At 66.8% G+C, this 17882-nt stretch carries 17 protein-coding genes; 11 read left to right on the forward strand and 6 right to left on the reverse strand.

The window, feature by feature from the left end:
- Window positions 1-15: 15 nt before the first annotated feature.
- The 4 genes from AC5P60_RS05260 (at window position 16) to AC5P60_RS05275 (ending at window position 3152) form a co-directional block, all read left to right on the forward strand.
- Complete coding sequence (locus AC5P60_RS05260) at window positions 16-753, forward strand: MgtC/SapB family protein (protein ID WP_033835009.1); 738 nt, start codon at window positions 16-18, stop codon at window positions 751-753.
- Window positions 754-950: 197 nt separating this feature from the next.
- On the forward strand, window positions 951-2006 hold the full coding sequence (locus AC5P60_RS05265; protein WP_033835010.1) for a sensor histidine kinase: 1056 nt from the start codon (window positions 951-953) through the stop codon (window positions 2004-2006).
- Window positions 1999-2640: a response regulator transcription factor gene (locus AC5P60_RS05270; protein ID WP_033835011.1), complete on the forward strand. Its 642-nt coding sequence runs from the start codon at window positions 1999-2001 to the stop codon at window positions 2638-2640. Before AC5P60_RS05265 ends, AC5P60_RS05270 begins: the two co-directional genes overlap by 8 nt.
- Window positions 2637-3152: a DUF1697 domain-containing protein gene (locus AC5P60_RS05275; protein ID WP_111108903.1), complete on the forward strand. Its 516-nt coding sequence runs from the start codon at window positions 2637-2639 to the stop codon at window positions 3150-3152. The genes AC5P60_RS05270 and AC5P60_RS05275 overlap by 4 nt, the downstream gene beginning before the upstream one ends.
- 101 nt (window positions 3153-3253) lie before the next feature.
- On the opposite strand, the gene AC5P60_RS05280 is transcribed toward AC5P60_RS05275, so the two are convergent.
- Together AC5P60_RS05280 and AC5P60_RS05285 are read right to left on the reverse strand one after the other, a co-directional pair.
- The gene (locus AC5P60_RS05280; RefSeq protein ID WP_033835013.1) at window positions 3254-4426 is read right to left on the reverse strand and encodes a low temperature requirement protein A; all 1173 of its coding nucleotides are present in this window, start codon (window positions 4424-4426) and stop codon (window positions 3254-3256) included.
- A gap of 9 nt (window positions 4427-4435) precedes the next feature.
- Window positions 4436-4702, reverse strand: coding sequence for a hypothetical protein (locus AC5P60_RS05285; RefSeq protein WP_033835014.1), 267 nt, complete (start codon window positions 4700-4702; stop codon window positions 4436-4438).
- Between the two features lie 202 nt (window positions 4703-4904).
- Here AC5P60_RS05285 and AC5P60_RS05290 point away from each other — a divergent pair, with 202 nt between their 5' ends.
- The 4 genes from AC5P60_RS05290 to blaL1 all read left to right on the forward strand — a co-directional run bounded on the left by AC5P60_RS05290 (window position 4905) and on the right by blaL1 (window position 9746).
- Window positions 4905-5429 carry an RNA polymerase sigma factor gene (locus tag AC5P60_RS05290; protein ID WP_049403342.1) on the forward strand — a complete coding sequence of 175 codons (525 nt, stop codon included), beginning with the start codon at window positions 4905-4907 and terminating at the stop codon, window positions 5427-5429.
- Window positions 5426-6277 carry a FecR family protein gene (locus AC5P60_RS05295; protein ID WP_049454161.1) on the forward strand — a complete coding sequence of 284 codons (852 nt, stop codon included), beginning with the start codon at window positions 5426-5428 and terminating at the stop codon, window positions 6275-6277. Before AC5P60_RS05290 ends, AC5P60_RS05295 begins: the two co-directional genes overlap by 4 nt.
- Window positions 6278-6348: 71 nt before the next feature.
- Window positions 6349-8778 (forward strand): TonB-dependent receptor, encoded by a 2430-nt coding sequence (locus AC5P60_RS05300; RefSeq protein WP_049454163.1) that lies wholly within the window; start codon window positions 6349-6351, stop codon window positions 8776-8778.
- 95 nt (window positions 8779-8873) lie between these two features.
- The gene (blaL1, locus tag AC5P60_RS05305; protein WP_049454169.1) at window positions 8874-9746 is read left to right on the forward strand and encodes a L1 family subclass B3 metallo-beta-lactamase; all 873 of its coding nucleotides are present in this window, start codon (window positions 8874-8876) and stop codon (window positions 9744-9746) included.
- Between the two features lie 122 nt (window positions 9747-9868).
- Here blaL1 and AC5P60_RS05310 read toward each other — a convergent pair whose 3' ends face one another.
- Complete coding sequence (locus tag AC5P60_RS05310; RefSeq protein ID WP_080353466.1) at window positions 9869-10405, reverse strand: DUF411 domain-containing protein; 537 nt, start codon at window positions 10403-10405, stop codon at window positions 9869-9871.
- Between the two features lie 651 nt (window positions 10406-11056).
- Here AC5P60_RS05310 and AC5P60_RS05315 point away from each other — a divergent pair.
- Window positions 11057-12058 (forward strand): DUF4034 domain-containing protein, encoded by a 1002-nt coding sequence (locus AC5P60_RS05315; protein ID WP_495201699.1) that lies wholly within the window; start codon window positions 11057-11059, stop codon window positions 12056-12058.
- 18 nt (window positions 12059-12076) lie between these two features.
- Here AC5P60_RS05315 and AC5P60_RS05320 read toward each other — a convergent pair whose 3' ends face one another.
- Window positions 12077-14359 (reverse strand): FdhF/YdeP family oxidoreductase, encoded by a 2283-nt coding sequence (locus tag AC5P60_RS05320; protein WP_495201700.1) that lies wholly within the window; start codon window positions 14357-14359, stop codon window positions 12077-12079.
- Between the two features lie 244 nt (window positions 14360-14603).
- On the opposite strand from AC5P60_RS05320, the gene fdhD reads away from it, so the two are divergent.
- A complete protein-coding gene (gene fdhD, locus AC5P60_RS05325; protein ID WP_049403346.1) occupies window positions 14604-15443 on the forward strand; it encodes a formate dehydrogenase accessory sulfurtransferase FdhD in 840 nt (279 codons plus the stop codon).
- 172 nt (window positions 15444-15615) lie between these two features.
- On the opposite strand, the gene AC5P60_RS05330 is transcribed toward fdhD, so the two are convergent.
- Window positions 15616-16152 carry a carboxymuconolactone decarboxylase family protein gene (locus AC5P60_RS05330; RefSeq protein ID WP_033835021.1) on the reverse strand — a complete coding sequence of 179 codons (537 nt, stop codon included), beginning with the start codon at window positions 16150-16152 and terminating at the stop codon, window positions 15616-15618.
- A 106-nt stretch (window positions 16153-16258) separates the two neighbouring features.
- Between AC5P60_RS05330 and AC5P60_RS05335 the strand changes: the two genes are divergently transcribed.
- Window positions 16259-17155, forward strand: coding sequence for an AraC family transcriptional regulator (locus AC5P60_RS05335; RefSeq protein WP_495201701.1), 897 nt, complete (start codon window positions 16259-16261; stop codon window positions 17153-17155).
- A 169-nt stretch (window positions 17156-17324) separates the two neighbouring features.
- On the opposite strand, the gene AC5P60_RS05340 is transcribed toward AC5P60_RS05335, so the two are convergent.
- A complete protein-coding gene (locus tag AC5P60_RS05340; RefSeq protein WP_005409827.1) occupies window positions 17325-17882 on the reverse strand; it encodes a TetR/AcrR family transcriptional regulator in 558 nt (185 codons plus the stop codon).

Raw genomic sequence — 17882 nt, forward strand, 5'->3', positions numbered from 1 at the left:
CCAGGGAGAATTACAATGGACATCAATCCGAACCTGCCGGCGTTCAACGCCGGCGCAACCCTGAGTTCGCTGATCAGCCTGTCGGTGGCGTTCGTGCTGGGCACGGCCATCGGCCTGGAACGGCAGCTGCGCCAACGCACCGCGGGCCTGCGCACCAACACCCTGGTGGCGGTGGGAGCGGCGGTGTTCGTCGATCTGGCCGTGCGCTTCCATGATCTGTACGGCGGACCACCCTCACCACTGCATGTGGTTGCGTATGTGATCTCCGGCGTCGGCTTCCTCGGTGCCGGCGCGATCATGAAGGACGGCGCGCAGGTGTCCGGCCTGAACACCGCCGCCACCCTGTGGGGATCGGCGGCGGTGGGCGCCTGTGCCGGTATCAAGCTGCTGCCCGAAGCAGTACTCGCGGCGGTGTTCGTGCTGGCCGCCAATACCCTGCTGCGGCCGCTGGTGAACCGCATCCAGCGGCAGCCGCTGCCGGAAGCGTTCAGCGAGGCGACCTATGCGATCAACGTGGTCTGCCAGCGCGAGCAGCAGGCCGAGGTGCTGGACCAGCTGTTGCTGCTGCTTGAGCAGGCACAGTATCCGGTGCGCGCGGTGGACCAGCGCCCGTTCGGTGAGCGCGATGTGGAGATCGAAGCGGTGCTGTATGCCACCACGGTGGATGCCGGTGAGCTCGATGCCGTGCTGGCCACCCTGGCGACCACGCCCGGTGTGCTGCAGGGCTTCTGGAACGCCAGCCTGGAGGAGTAGTGCCGGCCGCTGGCCGGCAACCTCGTGATCTCCGAAGCACCGTGCAGTTGCCGGCCAGCGGCCGGCACTACCAGGCATCGCTCTGGTTTGTGCCGACCAACGGTCGGCACCCACCGCACGAGAGCACGCCGACCAAGGTCGGCGTCCACCAAAGCCGGCTTTGCTATCCTTTCCGCCCACGCCAGGGAACTGTCCCGATGCCATCGCTGTCGCCCCGCCGCCCGCTGGTGCTGCTGGCCCTGATCATCGTGATGGCGGCGATCTTCCTGATCGATACCGTCACCGATTACGCGGTCGCCGCCGCCTGCTTCTATGCGGCGGTCATCCTCGCCGCAGCGCGCGTACTGAGCGCGCGCGGGCTGATCTCCCTGGCCGTCGCCTGTATCGCACTCACCGGGCTGAGTTTCTTCCTCACCCGCTTCGGCACCTACCGCATCGGCCTGGTCAATTCGGTCATCGGCATGCTGGTGATCGGCATCACCACCTATCTCGCCCTGAACATGGAAGCGGCCAAGGCCGCCGTGCAGGAAGCGCAGGGCCGCCTGCTGCGGGTGGCACGCGCCTCCACCGTGGGCGAGCTCACCACCTCCATCGCCCATGAAGTCAACCAGCCACTGGCCGCCATCGCCAGCAGCGCCGAAGCCTGCCAGCGCTGGCTGGCGCAGGACCCTCCGAACGTGGACAAGGCCCGGCAGACCGTGGCCCGCATCCTGGCCGACGCGCACCGCGCCGGTGACGTGATCGCCCGCATCCGCGGCCTGACCCAGGGCGCGGCACCGGAACGACGCGCCTTCGACCTGAACCAGGCGGTGGAGGAAATGCTGGCGCTGTCGCGCAGCGAGCTGGACCAGCACGGCGTGGCGGTGGCGCTGCTGCTGGACGCCGACCTGCCGCCGGTACACGCCGACCGCGTGCAGGTACAGCAGGTGATCGGCAACCTGATCCTCAATGCGGTGGACGCGATGGAGCCAGTCCCTGCTGCGGACCGGCGACTGTCGCTGCTGACCCGGCGTGACGGTCAGCGGGTCAGTCTCAGCGTGCGCGACCGTGGTGTCGGCCTGCCCGCCGATCATCCCGAGCGAGTATTCGATGCATTCTGGACCACCAAATCACATGGGCTCGGCCTGGGCCTCAGCCTGAGCCGTTCGATGATCGAAGCCAATGACGGCCAGATCCGCGCCGAACGGCCGGCAGGCGGCGGTGCCTGCTTCGTGTTCGACCTGCCCATCGCCTCGGACGTTCAACATGCGTAAGCCCGCTGCCCCAGCCATCGACCCAGCGCCCATCGTCTACGTGGTCGACGACGATCCGTCGGTGCGCGCCGCACTGGAAGACCTGCTGGCCTCGATGGGCCTGCAGGTGCGGGCCTTCGCCTCCACCCAGGCCTTCCTCGAACACGACCTGGAAGACGCGCCAGCGTGCCTGGTGCTGGACGTGCGCATGCCCGGCCAGAGCGGCCTCGAATTCCATCGCACGATGGGCAGCCACGGCCTGCAGCTGCCGGTGGTGTTCATCACCGGCCACGGCGACATCGCGATGGGCGTCAACGCAATCAAGGATGGCGCCATCGAATTCCTGACCAAGCCCTTCCGTGACCAGGAGCTGCTCGATGCCATCCACAAGGGCATCGAGATCGACCGCCAGCGCCGCCGCGACGGCGAGGCACTCGGCGCACTGCAACTGCGCTGGGACACCCTCAACGCTGGCGAGCGCGAGGTGGTCGATGGCGTGGTGCGCGGCCGGCTCAACAAGCAGATCGCCGGTGACCTCGGCGTCAGCGAGATCACGGTGAAGGTGCGCCGTGCGCAGGTGATGCGCAAGATGGGCGCACGCACCCTGGTTGACCTCGTACGCATGTACGACCGCCTGCAGGCGGGGACGCCATGAACGCGTACGTCGCATTGCTGCGCGCGGTCAACGTCGGCGGCACCGGCAAGCTGCCGATGCGCGAACTGGTGGCAGTGTGCAAGGACGCCGGCTTTTCCGACACCCGCACCTACATCGCCAGTGGCAACGCGGTGTTCCGCAGCGGGCTTGATGAAGCCGCCGTGCGGGAGGCCCTCGCCCGACGGCTGAAGGCCTACGCCGGCAAGCCGGTAGGCGTGCTGGTGCGATCGGCCAGCGAGATCGCCGACGTGGTGGCGCGCAATCCGTTTCCGCAGGCCGCCGGTAACCGTGTGGTGGCATTGTTCCTCGATGCCAGCCTCCCCGCCGATCCGTTGGACGGCGTGACCGGCCGGCGTGATGAACAGCTTGCACTCGGCACGCGCGAGATCTTCGTTCATTACGGTGCTGGCATGGCCGACTCGCGCCTGCGGATGTCCTATGCCCAGCAAGGCACTGCCCGCAACATGAACACGGTAGGCAAGCTTGCAGCGATGGCCGCCGCGCTGGCCTAGCCTGCCAGCATTTCTTGTGCAGCGGTGCTGAAGTCGAGTGTCAATCGACTGCTCAGCGCTTGCGTTCGATCGCGGCTGGAGCGCTTTGCTGACGCAACGGATCACGCCCGCTTCAGGCGACGCTTCAACCGCGTATCCATCAAGCCCACGGCCAGCAGCACCGCACTGGTCAGCCAACCGGCGGCCAGCAGATGGGTGTGCGGCAAGACCACGCCCAACACGACCAGCGCCACGGCACCGAACAGATGCGAATACGGGGCGCGCCCGTACACAATGCGCTTGTACAAGGCGCTGCCCAGCAGATAGATCAACGGCCCCGCTACCAGCACCGTGGCGTAGACCGGGGTCACCGCCGCTTCCGGGTGATCCATCACCAGGTCGTTGCCCACCGCAGTGGCAATGATGCCGGCGATCAGCAGCGCATGCACGTAGTGGAAATTGGCGCCCATCCGCCCGGGGTCCTCGGAATGGGTGATCGCTGCGGTGGCGTCTCGGCTGGAGATGCCGAAATACAGCCACCACATGGCGATGGTGCCGGCGAAGGTGGCGAGCACCGCAGACACCACCGCAGCACTCCACTGCTCGACCTCGCTGAGCACGCCACCGGTAGCCAGCAGCGTCTCGCCGAGTGCGACGATGACGAACAACTGGCAACGCTCGGCCAGGTGCCCGCCTTCGATGGTCCACTCGCGGGTGTGCGACCGGCCCAGGCCCGGAAACGCGAAACCGAACATCGGCGAGATGTATTCGCAGGCCACCGCCACCGCCCACAACGCCAGGCGCAGATTGCCCTCGGCGGCGGCGCCTGCCAGCCAGAAGCAGGCCGACACGCTCACCCACGCCAGCATGCGTCGGAAATTGGGCGCCAACGGATGGCTGCGACCGACCTCCAGCAGCACGAACACCGTGCGCCCGACCTGCATGGTGGCGTACGCCCCCGCGAAGACCCAGGCGCGTTCAGCGAAGGCCTCGGGAATGGACGAGGACATCAACAGCGCCAGCAACATGGTGACGAACAGCAGGCTGCGGATGCGTGGCGCCTCGGGATCGAACCAGTTGCTGACCCAGCAGGCGTACTGCCAGCCCAGCCAGACCGCGAACCACAGCACCAGCGTCTGCATCACCCCGACCAGGTCCAGGTGATGCAGCAGATGGTGGCTGAGCTGGGTAACCGCAAAGACGTAGACCAGATCAAAGAACAGCTCTTCGTAGGTCACGCGGGCGTGGTGGCCATCGCGCTGGCGCAGGGCGGGCAGTCTCAGTCGTGTGCTCATGGCCGTCCTTCAGCGCGCCAAGCGCCAGTACAGCAGTCCAGCCAGCAGGGCCGGCACCACGAACACCAGCAGCAGGATCGGCAGTTCCTCCTGCACGGCGTAGCCGGCCTTGCTCACGCCCACCCACATGTTGGCCAGCGTCACCAGCAGCCAGGTGGCAATGAACGCGAGCAGGGCCGTGGGCAGCTGTGACTGGCCTACGCTCCACAGCCGCCCGAAGAGCAGGAATACCCCCAACAACAGCACCCCACCCACCATCACCAGAAGCACGTGCATGGTCCATCTCCTTGAGCCTGCTGGCAGGCTAGCCGCGGCCGATTCTGCGCGACAGACGATGATCGTGGTTTCACCTTCCAGTTCCGACGAACAATCCCGACCCGCGCCCCACATGGCAAACGCGAACGGTTCCCATTAGTATTGCGTCATCGCGCAGGGATGTCCTCCCCGCGCACGCCCCTTGCCCTTGCTTCCGGTCCGGATGTCCCAGCTGCCTTCCCTACCCCGTCCTGCGTTGCCGCTGGTGTCCTCGCTGGTGCGCCATTACGAGGAACTGGTGGAGTACCTGCGCCGCCGTTTCCGCTCGCCGGGGTTGGCCCGTGAGGTGGTGCACGATGTCTGCGTGCGCCTGCTGGAACGCCCGGCCGCCTACGATGCACGGCACCCCATCGCGCTGCTGCGGCGGATCGCGCACGATACGGCGGTGGATCGCTGCCGCGCCGAGGATCTGCGCCGGCACTGGGTGGAGGCGCGTGCCGAGCTGCCCGATGACGCCTGCCCGCGCCCCGGGCCTGAGCAGCAGGCGCAGGGACAGCAGGCACTGCAACGACTGGGCGCCACCATCGAACGCATGCCCTGCCGCCGCCAGCAGGTCTTCATCCTGCACAAGATCCACGAACTGCCACAGGCTGAGGTTGCCCGCCGCATGGGTATCGGCCAGAAGGCGGTGGAGCGCCACCTGCGCCTGGCCATGGCCGATTGCCAACAGTCGGCTGGCCTGCGATGAGCCCACAACCGCCGCCGTCCACACCGCAACCGCCGGTCCAACCCGCAACCACCGACCAGGTGCTGGACCAGCATCGCGATGCCCTGAAGGAACGCTTCCCCATGCCCAGCGCGGATGCGCTGCAGCGTCGTCGCGGTCGGCGTGCGGCGAAGATCGTCCTGCCGCTGCTGCTGATCACGGCCACGGGCGTGTTCATTGCCGACCCGGCATGGCAGGTGCACGACTATCGGAGCGCGGTGGGCGAACGCCGCGGCATCTGCCTGCCCGATGGCAGCCATCTGCTGCTCGACGCCGGTACCCATCTGCAGGTTCGCAGGCACATTCGCTCGCGGCAGGTGGTGCTGGTGCAGGGCCAGGCCCGTTTCCAGGTGCAGCACTCGACCTGGCGCCCGTTCGAGGTCGAGGCCGGGGCAGTGCATGTGCGCAACTACGGCACGGTGTTCGACGTTGACCGGCAGGGCAACCTCAGCGAGATAACCCTGTGGCGCGGCGAGGTGGGCGTGCGTGTGGACGGCGGGGGCGCCGAGCAGCGCCTGAAGCCGGGGCAGCGTGTGCTGGCCCAGCCAGGATCGTTGTCTCCGCCGGAAGCGGTGGACCCGGATCGAGCCGACTGGACCCGTGGGCGGCTGCAGTTCGACCGCATGCCGTTGGCCGAGGTGCTGCGCATTCTTCAGCGATATCACGACCGTCCCATCGTGCTGGACGACCCGGTACTGGGGCCGCTGCAGGTGTCAGGCGTCTTCGATGCCGACCGCGCCGAAACCGTACTCGCGCTGCTGCCCGAGATCCTGCCGGTACAGGTGCACACCGCTTCCGATGGCAGCCTGCATCTGCGCGCCCGCGATTGAATGCCACACCGAGGGTGGGTTGCGCGCCGTCCCATCCGGCAAGTGCTTGAACCCTTCCGAAGGACCCCCGCATGACCCGCCCTGTTCCGCCTGCCGCCCTGCGCCGGTTGGCCCCTACCCTGCTCGCTGCCTGCCTGTGTGCGGCCCTGCCCGCCATGGCGCAGACCGCTGCGTCCGCGCCCGTCGAGCTGCACGTGCCGGCCGGCCCGTTGCAGGCCTCGCTCACTGCGCTGGCGCGGCAGAGTGGCATCCAGCTGTTGTTCGCCGCCGACAGCGTGAGCGGCCGCAGCGCCCCGGCTGTTGATGGCCGCCACACCGCGCGTGAGGCCCTGCAGCGGCTGCTGGCAGGCCAAGGCCTGGCGATGCAGGAACGTTCGCCAGGGGTGTTCGTGGTGAGTGCCGCGCCAGCGCCGGCGAAGCCGCGTACCCCGGCCCGGGCCGCATCATCGGCGCCGTCATCCGCCACAACGACGTCGCTGGCCCGCGTCACGGTCTCGGCCTCGACCGCGCGCATGCCGCAGGGCGAGACCGCCATGCCCAATACCATCACGGTGCTGACCCGCGAGGACATCGCCCAGCAGCTGGCATTGGGCTCGGATGTGTCGCGGGTGCTGTCGTCGCAGATCCCGGCGTTTGCCCCGGCGCGCGAGAAGATGTCCAACTACGGCGAAACCATGCGCGGCCGCGGCATCCTGTACATGGTCGACGGCGTGCCGCAGTCCACGCCACTGCGCGATGGCTCGCGTGATTCGCACACCATCGACCCGGCGATGATCGAACGCATCGAGGTCATCCACGGCGCCAACGCGCTGCAGGGCATCGGCGGTACCGGCGGCATCGTCAACATCATCACCCGCGGTGCGCCCAGTGAGCCGGGCGCGTTCCTGCTCGACAGCAACGTCAGCTACAGCGCTGCCCTGCCCAGCCGCCACGACGACAATGGCCAGCGCGGCTCGGCCCTGGTGGGCGTGCGCGGCGAGCAGTTCGACCTGGTCGCTGGCTTGGCCTATGAGAAGCAGGGCCTGTATCACGACGGCGAGGGCCGATCGATCGGCACCAACGCGCAGGGCGAGCTGATGGACTCGACCTCATCGAACGTATTTGCCAAGCTGGGCTGGAACATTGCCGACGGCCACCGCCTGCAGGTCATGGCCAACCGCTACGAACTGCGCGGGCTGGACAACTACCTGGCCATCAACGGTGACTACCGGACCGGTCGCCCGACCATTTCAATCCCCGGCGATACGCCGCTCGATCCGCCGATGAACCGCTCGCGTTCGCTGACGGTGGACTACAGCGCCGCCGACCTGCTCGGCGGCCATTTCCAGGCGCAGGCCTTCGCGGTGGATTTCGAAGGCCGCTACGGTGCCAGCCAATGGGATCCGTGGGGCAACACCGGCGCCAATGCCGCCTGGGACCAGACCCAGAACGAATCGGACAAGCGCGGCTTCAAGCTGACCCAGAGCTGGAGCCGCATCGCCGACACCACGCTGGACGTGACCCTGGGCCTGGACGGCCTGCGCGACCGCACCCACCAGATGCTGCTGGCCAGTGGCATGAACTGGGTGCCGCAGACCACCTACCAGAGCCTGTCACCGCTGCTGCAGCTGCACTGGTGGCCGACCGATCAGCTGATGTTGTCCGGCGGCCTGCGTTACGAAAAGGGCGAGCTGGAAGTGGGTGACTACACCACCCTGCCCCGCTACGGCGCACGCAAGGTGGCCGGCGGCAAGCCGACCATGAGCGAGACCCTGCCCAACTTCGGCGCGGTCTGGTACATCAACGATCGCCTCAACGCCTACGCCTCGTATTCGGAAGGCTACACCGTGGCCGACGTCGGCCGCGTGCTGCGCGCGATCAACCGCGACGGCCAGCGCGTGGACAGCCTCATCGACCTGTCACCGGTGGTGTCGGACAACCGCGAGATCGGCCTGGAGTACGACAATGGCCGCTTCAGCGCTGACATTGCCTACTACACCTCCGAATCCAAGCTGGGTTCGGTACTGATCTACGATCCGGGTATCGATGCCTATGCGGTGCAGCGCCAGGCCACCCGCGTGGAAGGCTTTGAAAGCAACCTGCGCCTGCGGCTGGGCAACAGCCACCTCGGACTGGGCTATGCACGCGCCAACGGTCGCTACGACGCCGACATCGACGGTCGCCTCGACAGCGACCTGGCCGGCGTCAACATCGCACCGAACCGGCTGACCGCGTTCTGGGAACAGAGCTGGACGCCGCAGCTCAGCACCCGCCTGCAGGCCAGCCATGCCTTCGACCGCGACTTCGACCTGCGTGGCGCGCGGGTGGCTGAGTTCAAGGGTTACACCACCGTGGATCTGGTCGCGCGCTATACGCTGGACAAGCATGCCTTCACGCTGGGCGTGCAGAACCTGGCGGACAAACAGTACATCAGCTACTACTCGCAGACCACGCCGTCGAACCCGAGCTATTTCTCCGGCCGCGGCCGGGTGCTGACGCTGGGATGGCAGTACCGGTACTGATCCATGGCGTCCTTATGGGAGCCATGAAATCTATGCGAGACGCGATGAAGGAGGCCCATGCTAGTTTCTGGGCCTCCTTCAAGCGGACGTGGATCATGCGTTTTACCCTGCTCGCCTTCGCCCTCGCCGTCGCTCTTCCGGCCGCCCACGCCAGCGCCGCCGAGGCACCGCTGCCACAACTGCGGGCCTATACCGTGGATGCGTCCTGGCTGCAGCCGATAGCGCCGCTGCAGGTTGCCGACCACACCTGGCAGATCGGCACCGAGGACCTGACCGCGCTGCTGGTGCAGACCGCCGAGGGCGCAGTACTGCTGGATGGCGGCATGCCACAGATGGCCGGTCACCTGCTGGACAACATGAAGCTGCGCGGCGTGGCCCCGCAGGACCTGCGATTGATCCTGCTCAGCCATGCGCATGCCGACCACGCCGGCCCGGTCGCCGAGCTCAAGCGTCGCACCGGCGCGCATGTGGCGGCCAATGCAGAAACGGCGGTGCTGCTGGCGCGCGGCGGCAGCAACGACCTGCACTTTGGCGACGGCATCACCTATCCGCCGGCCAGCGCCGACCGCATCATCATGGATGGCGAAGTGGTCACGGTGGGCGGCATCGCGTTCACCGCGCACTTCATGCCAGGGCACACCCCGGGCAGCACCGCCTGGACCTGGACCGACACCCGCGATGGCAAGCCGGTGCGCATCGCCTACGCCGACAGCCTCAGCGCACCGGGTTACCAGCTGAAGGGCAATCCCCGTTATCCGCGCCTGATCGAGGACTACAAGCGCAGCTTCGCAACGGTGCGGGCGCTGCCCTGCGATCTGCTGCTCACCCCGCATCCGGGCGCCAGCAACTGGAACTACGCCGCCGGCAGCAAGGCCAGCGCCGAGGCACTGACCTGCAACGCCTACGCGGATGCGGCCGAGAAGAAGTTCGACGCGCAGTTGGCCAGGGAAACGGCCGGGACCCGCTGATTCTGTAGCGTCGAGCTTGCTCGACGGAGCCGCAGAGCAGTCGATCACGGCTCGACTCTGCAAAGAGCAAGTCGGCCGCGAGGAAAGGTGCCGGTCAGACCGACCGGCACCACCACGGGCTGTCAGCCACCTTGCCCGTGCTGGGCGAACGGTTCGGTGATGCCATCGTTGCGAACCAGCTCGACGGTGTACGGCTGCACGTAGCCATCCGGCATTTCCATGCCCGGCGAACCGGCCGGCATGCCGGGCAGCACCAGCCCGCGCGCGGCCGTGCGTTCGGCCAGCAGGCGCTTGATGTCCTCGGCCGGGATGTGACCCTCGACCAAGTAACCGCCGATCTCGGCGGTATGGCAGGAGGCCTTGCCGACCGGCACGCCCAAGCGGACCTTGATTGGATTCATGTCATCGGTGTCGCGCACATCGACCTGGAAGCCGGCGGCCTTCAGGTGGTCGACCCAGATGCCGCAGCAACCGCAGCTGGCGGTCTTGTGCACGATGGCGACCGGCAAGGCTGGATCGATCTTGGCCGGGCTGGCCTGGGCCGGTGCCGGTGCTTCGCTGGCGACCGGTGCCGCGGAGGATTCTTCGGCGGCACGAGCGCAGGCTGTCGTGGCCAGCACGGTGCCCAGCAGCAGGCCGAGGGAGAGAGTACGGTTCATTGAGTGATTCCTTTGCAGAGGCGGGCAACGTAGCCCGCCGCCCGCGCATCGAAGGCGCGGGCAGAGTCGAGAAGAAGTCGAGCAGCTACGGCAGGCGCGTGAGGCCTGCAGGAAATCACGCGATGGGGGGGCGCAACGGGTCGAGTCTCGGCGGCGGTGCGCGTTGCTGGGTATTGGCCGGAACAGGCGCCTCGCGCCAGGGCGAGGCCGGTGTTCCGTTCAATGTCGCCAGCATGCCAAGACAGGCCGGCGGGCATTCGCACTCACCGCTCTGGCAGGCCGCCGGGGCCGCATCATCGCAGCAGCCGGCCGCAGCCATCGCGGCTGAGTGCGGTGCAGCGCAATGCTCCCGGCTGGACGGGCCGCTGTACGGAGACGCAGCGAGCGCCAGCGCCGGTGCATTCAGCACCAGGGCAACAAGCAACATCCAACGCAGCAGCAGGCCAGGCAGGTTCACACGCCGATGATAGCCGATGCAGGCGCCCTCAGTGGGCTGGCAACGACCCTGACAGCTTGACAACCACGCGGTCGACTTGCGCGACGCCCCTTGCTATGGCGAGATGGCAATCGTGCCACCCTGCATTGCCACGCCCCTGCCCCCGTCCCCGACACGGAGTTTCCCTCATGAATGGATTCATGCGAACACTGCTTGTGGTGCTGCTGTTGTCGTGCGCGACCATCACGCACGCCGAAAAACCAAGCGAAGATGAAGCAAGCGAACGCGCTGAAGTCTCCCGGCAGGCACAGCAACTGCTGGAGAAGCAGGATTTCGCCAGACTGGAGCAACTCGCCAGTCGTTACCGGGATACGGATCGCTACTTCAGCAGTGGTGTCTGGAAGCTTTCGGCATACTACGTAGGCATCGGCTATGCCTTCAGCATGAGCAACCGTGACCCGGCCTACTGGCAGGGTCGCGAGAAGCTCGTGCAGGCGTGGATCTCGCGCTACCCCAGGTCGCCGTCGGCGCGCCTGGCCATGGCTGAGATGCTCAGCCGCCAAGGCTGGAGCATCCGCGGCCCCGGCTATGCAAATACGGTGAAGGAAGAGGACTGGGCACCGTTCAAGGCGCTGCAGCAGCAGGCCGTTGACTACCTGCTGAAATACAAGGACATCGCCAGCACGGACCCGTACTGGTACGAGTCGATGGAACACCGGGCGATCGAACAGAGTTGGGATGCAGACCGCTTCTTCGCATTGCATGACGAAGGCATCGCGCGCTATCCGGGCTACTTCCCGCTCTACTTTGCTGCCGTGCGCTATTTCGCTCCGAAGTGGGGCGGCGATCCAGCTGGCCTGGAAGCGTATGCACGCAGGGTCATGGCTGCGGCCCCACCGCAGGACCAATACATGCTGTACGCCCGTATCTACTGGGTCGCCTCGCAGCGGGAGTACGAGGACCGTTTGTTCACCGAGTCGAAAGTGAACTGGCCGACCATGAAACGCGGCTTCGAAGACGTGCTGTCACGTTATCCCTCGCCATGGAACCTGCAATCATTCGCGTACTTCGCCTGCCAGGCCAATGATCCCGTCAAGGCCCGTGAACTGCTGGCGCAGATCCAGGAACCGATCGTTGGCGCTTGGCGGGATACGGCCAACTATTTCCGTTGTTCCTTTGCTCTGGATGAACCCAACCCACATGCCGAAGGCCCATAGGACTGGATTCATCCACGCCTAGGCGACCGCCGCCATCGCCCGCATCCGTACCGGGATCGACTTGGCCGCCGGCGTGCCGCTGATGCGGTCGTAGTGGTCCAGCGGCAACAACGGGTTCAGTTCGGGGTAGTAGCCGGCCAGCGCGCCGCGCGGCATCGGGTAGTCCAGCACGGTCAGGCCCTCGACGCGCCGCTGCACGCCATCAGCGCTGATCGTCTCCAGGCTGACCCGCGCTTCCTTGTCCAGCCCGCGCGCCAGCCGGTCCTCGATGTTCATGAACAGCACCATGCGATCGTTGTACACGCCGCGATAGCGGTCGTTGTAGCTGTAGATGGTGGTGTTGTACTGGTCATGCGAGCGCACGGTGGCCAAGCGCAGCATGTCTGGGTCGTGCACGGGATCGTCCACATCCAGGCCGGGCATCACCAGGATGTTGGCCTTGCCGTTGGGCGTGGGCCAGACGCGGCGGCGCGGCGGGATGTCCAGATGAAAACCATGCGGCTGCTGGATGCGCTCGTTGAAACCGGTGTAGATCTCCGGGTACACCGCAGCGATCAGCTCACGGATGAGTGCGTAGTCGTGCATGCAGCCTGCCCAGTCGACCTTGCTGTGCGGCAGCGCGGCCATCGCCATGCGGCAGACAATCTCGACCTCGGGCAACACATCGGCGCTGACCGGTTCGAGCACGCCGCGCGAGGCGGTCACATTGGACATCGCGTCTTCGATGGTGAGGAACTGCTCGCCGGCCGGCGTGACGATGCGCTCCGAGCGCGCCACCACCGGCAGGATCAGCGCATCGCGGCCATGAACCAGGTGCCCACGGTTGAGCTTGGTGGCGATGCCCACGGTCAGGTCCAGGCCACGCATTGCCTCGTACGCGCGCGGCGTATCGGGCACGGCATGGATGAAGTTGCCACCCAGGCCGATGAACACCTTGGCACTGCCCTCCAGCATCGCCTCGATGGATTCGACCACATGGTGGCCATGCTCGCGCGGCGGGTCGAAACCGAACACCTGCTGCACGCGGTCGAGATAGGCCGGCTTGGGCTTCTCGTCGATGCCGACGGTGCGGTCGCCCTGCACATTGGAATGACCCCGGATCGGCCCGATGCCAGCACCGGGCTTGCCGAAGTTGCCACGCAGCAACAGCAGGTTGGCGACCTGCTGCAGCAGGCGCGAGCCGTACTGGTGCTGGGTCAGCCCCATGCCGTAGCAGATCACGGTGGCATTGGAGCGGATGTAGATCTCCGCACAGCGACGGATCTGCGCCTGCGAAATGCCGGACACCTGCACGATCTGGTCCCAGTCCTGCGCCATCACGTCTTCGCGCAGCGGCTCCAGGCCCACCGTGTGTTCGGCGAGGAATGCATGGTCGAGCACACGCTCACCCTGCGCCTCGCGCTCGAACATCACCTTCATCATGCCCTTGATCAGGGCCAGGTCGCCGCCGATGCGGATGTGCACGAACTCGCTGGTGATCTCGGTCGAACCGAACGTGGCCATCTGCACCATGTCCTGCGGCTCAGCGAAGCGGATCAGCGCGCGCTCGGGCATCGGGTTGACTGCCACGATCGGAATGCCACGTTTGCGCGCCTCGACCAGGTTGCTCATCATCCGCGGTGAATTGGTGCCGGTGTTCTGGCCGATCACGAAGATCGCCTCGGCGTGCTCGAAGTCCTGCAGCACGATGGTGCCCTTGCCCACCCCGATGGCCGGCGGCAGGCCGCGGCTGGTCGGCTCGTGGCACATGTTCGAGCAGTCCGGAAAATTATTGGTGCCGAACTCGCGCACGAAGATCGAATACAGGAACGCCGCTTCGTTGGGCGTGCGTCCGGAGGTATAGAACTCGGCCTGGTGCGGGCTGTCCAGCGCCCGCAGATGGCGGCCGATCAGTGCGAAGGCATCGTCCCAGCTGCACGGCACGTAGTGATCGGTGGCCGCGTCGTAGCGCATCGGCTCGGTCAACCGGCCCTGCATCTCCAGCCAGTAGTCGGTCTGCGCCATCAGCTCGGTAACGGTATGCCGGGCGAACAGCTCACGACCGGCACGGAACTGGGTGGCTTCCCAGGCCAGTGCCTTCGCGCCGTTCTCGCAGAACTCAAGCTTCTTGCGTTCGTCGGCATCGGGGAACGCGCAGCTGGGGCACTTGAAGCCACCGGGCTGGTTCATCGCCAGCAACGCCTTCGACCCCTTGCCGATCACACTCTGCTGCAGCAGCACCTTGGCGGTGGCTCCGGCGGCACCCCAACCACCGGCGGGCTGGTTGTAAGGCTTGTAACGCGGCGGCTTCTGCTCGGACATGTTCGGGAACCTGACGGGAGGAACGCAGCAACAATGGGCACAACGCGGTCCGGCGACGCTTTCGAACGCACAGCCAGCCCCACAGTCAAACACGGCCTGCACGGCTTCGCCAGTGGGTGCGCGCTGTTTTCAGCGCAGCCTGCCATGACAACGGTTACACCTGCGTCAGCGCATGGCCACTGCGCTATTCTCGATGGCGTGGGTGGTCCACCACCTGCGTATCTCCCTTGTCCGGACGCGCTGCATGCCTGATTCGACCCCACCGCACGCCCCGCCTGCCGGCACGGCCCAGCGCCCGTTGCAGCGCTGGCGCAGCGAGGGGCGACAGCCCCTGGTCGACGTGGTGGCCGAGGAAGTGCCGGTGGCGCTGCGTTACAACGGCGCCGCCTTCGCGGTGATGATGGCCACGCCCTGCGACCTGGAGGACTTTGCGCTTGGGTTCTCGCTCAGCGAGGGACTGATTGCTACGCCCTCGCAGCTGCTGTCGATCGACATCCGCCCACAGCTGGAAGGCATCGAACTGCAGATGACCGTGGCCGAGGAGGCACCCGGTGCCGGCCTGGACCCCGCCAATGGGCGCCTGCTGCCCGGCCGTGGTGGCTGCGGCCTGTGCGGCACGCGCCAGCTGGAGGAAGTGCTGCGACCGCTGCCGCAGATCCGCGAACGCCGCAGCTATTCCGCCACCGCCCTGCAGCGGGCGGTGGCGACATTGGCCCAGCACCAGCCGATGAATGCGGCAAGCGGTTCGATCCACGCCGCGGCCTGGGCCGACGCCAGTGGGCGCATCGGTTGGGTACGCGAGGACGTGGGTCGCCACAATGCACTGGACAAGCTGATCGGCGCCCTGCACCACAACGAACACGCCATCGAAGGCGGCCTGCTGGTGATTTCCAGCCGCGCCAGCTACGAAATGGTGAGCAAGGCAGCGCGTGCGGGAGCCAGCGTGCTGGCGGCGGTTTCGGCGCCGACCGCGCTGGCGATCGACCTGGCCCGCAGCGCCGGCCTGTGCCTGGTCGGGTTCGCACGGGAGAGCGGGTTCAATGTGTATACCCATCCCGAGCGGCTGCAGGCAGACGACATTTAGCATCGACTGGGTAGTCGTCGACTGGGTAGAGTCGACTGTCAGTCGACTGCTCTTCGTTCAGCCCCCCGAAAACCCCGCGCTGCGCGCGATAGTCGACTGACAGTCGACTCTACCCGGTCGGCTCCATTCAGACCGGCCCGGGCGACCACTGCCACCCGGGCCAGGCCAGATCTCAGCGCAGCGCGACCTTCGGGAAGTCCACCGGCACGTCGAACGCTACGTTGACATAGTTGGTGAACAGGTTGAGCGCGACGTGGGCGAGGATCTCAACGATCTGCTCATCATCGAAGCCAGCCTCACGCAACGCCTGCACATCGCCATCGGCAATCTGCGCTCGTTGCTCGACTACCTTCAGCGCGAAGTCCAGTGCCGCCGAGGTGGCCGGATCGCTGGACTGGCCGATCTGCGCGGCGGCCATCTGCTCGCCGCTGGCGCCGGCCCTGCGGCCCAGCGCGGTGTGCGCGGCCAGGCAGTACTCGCAGGCATTGCGGTTGGCGATGGCCACGGCGATCTGCTCGCCCAGCAGCGGCGACAGTCGACCGCCGCCCAGCGCGCCGAACGCACCCCACATGCTCTGCAGGGCGGCCGGCGAGTTGGCTACGGCACGGAACATGGCCGGGGTGGCGCCGAAGGCGGCGTGGACCTGGCCCAGCAGGGCCTGACGGTCGGCGGTGGTGTTGGCGGCATCGATCAGTGGGACACGGGACATGGTGGATCTCCTTGGGAAAGCGCCCGGGATTGGACGACCCGCTCATCCTAGGTAGACTCCCTGGACGAATCAGGCGCAATAAACCACACATGTTGTCCATTCATCCATGAGCGTGTCCGCCGACGCTTCCACACCCGACCGCCTCTCCTCTCTGCTGGAACGCTTCCGGGTGCAAGCCGCGCTGTTCCACAGTGGTCCGCTGTGCGGGCGCCACGTCTTCGAGCCGCAGCCCGGTCGTGCCTTCCTGCACATCCTGCGCCAGGGTGAAATGGAGGTCCGTCATCCCGGGGGCGATATCGCGCTGCCCCGGTTGAAGATCGACACACCCAGCCTGCTGCTGTATTCGCAGCCGCTGCACCATGTGTTCTTCAACGCACCGCTGGATGGCCCGGATTTCACCTGCGCCACGCTGGACTTCGATGGCGGCGCGCGCAATCCGATCGTGCAGTCGCTGCCACCGGTGATGGTGGTGCCGCTGGCGGCGATCGGCGAACTGGATGACACCCTGCACCTGCTGTTCGCCGAGGCCGATCGCCAGCGCTGCGGTTCCCGGCTGCTGACCAACCGCTTGTTCGAGGTGGCGCTGATCCAGATCCTGCGCTGGGTGGTCGACCACCCGGATGCGGCGGGCGTCAGCCATGGGCTGATGCGCGGGCTGTCCGATGCGCGGCTGGCCCGTACGCTGGTGGCGATGCACCAGGCGCCGCAGGACGAATGGGCGCTGCCGCGCATGGCTGCGACTGCCGGCATGTCGCGCAGCGCGTTCGCGGCCGTGTTCAAGGAGGTGATGCAGGCGACGCCGGCCGCTTATCTGCTGGACTGGCGGCTGAGCTTGGCCTGCGCGCAGCTGCGGGCAGGCGTGGCGGTCAAGCAGGTGGCGATCGAGGTCGGGTTTGCCGATACCGCCTCGCTGTCGAAGGCGTTCCGCAAGCGGCTGGGAGCATCGCCGAGGGCGTGGCTGGCCGCGGGCGCCGCGCAGGCTGGGCAGACGCGCGAGGGGTAGAGTCGACTGTCAGTCGACTATCGCGCGAAGCGCGGGATTTTCGTTGTCTGATTGAAGAGCAGTCGACTGACAGTCGACTCTACCGAAGCGCATTTTCGTGGCCTGACCGAAGGGCAGCCGACCAGCGGTCGGCTCTACCACGGGCGATGTCTGCGCGCCGGCTGGCCGCTCAACTGGACGTTCCGTCAGACTTCGCCAACAACCCGGCGATGCGCTCGGCAACACGGGCGCGCACGCCTTCGTCCAGCTGGCCTTCGTACATTGCCTCGTAGATCCACAGGCCATCGGCGGCCAGGCGCGCCACGAAATTGTCGAGCGTCGTTGGATCGACATTCCCAGCCTCCGGCGCGGATGGTGCCCAGCGCCGTACCGCCGGTCCCCACGGACGCTCATCGGCGTCCGGGTCCGCCGATTCCAGCATGAACATCAGTTCGGCACGGGTGGCACTCTGCGCCGAGACACGCACGAAGGTCTGGTAGCGCTCCAATGCCGTCGCTTCATCCGCGCGCTTGCCCAGCAGCGTTTCCATCGACGTTTCCCAGGCCTGCACCAGGTGCTCGTCGATGCCGCGCAGCAGTGCCTCGCGCGACGGGAAGTGGTACAGCAGGCCGCCGCGGGTCAGCTTGGCCTCGGCCGCCACCGACTCGAAGGTCACCGCTCGCACGCCATCACGATTGATCACGTTGACGGCGGCGTCGAGGATGCGGTCGCGCTTGCTGGTTCTCAT

It is taken from the genome of Stenotrophomonas sp. YJH_SMC_120 (assembly GCF_059368675.1).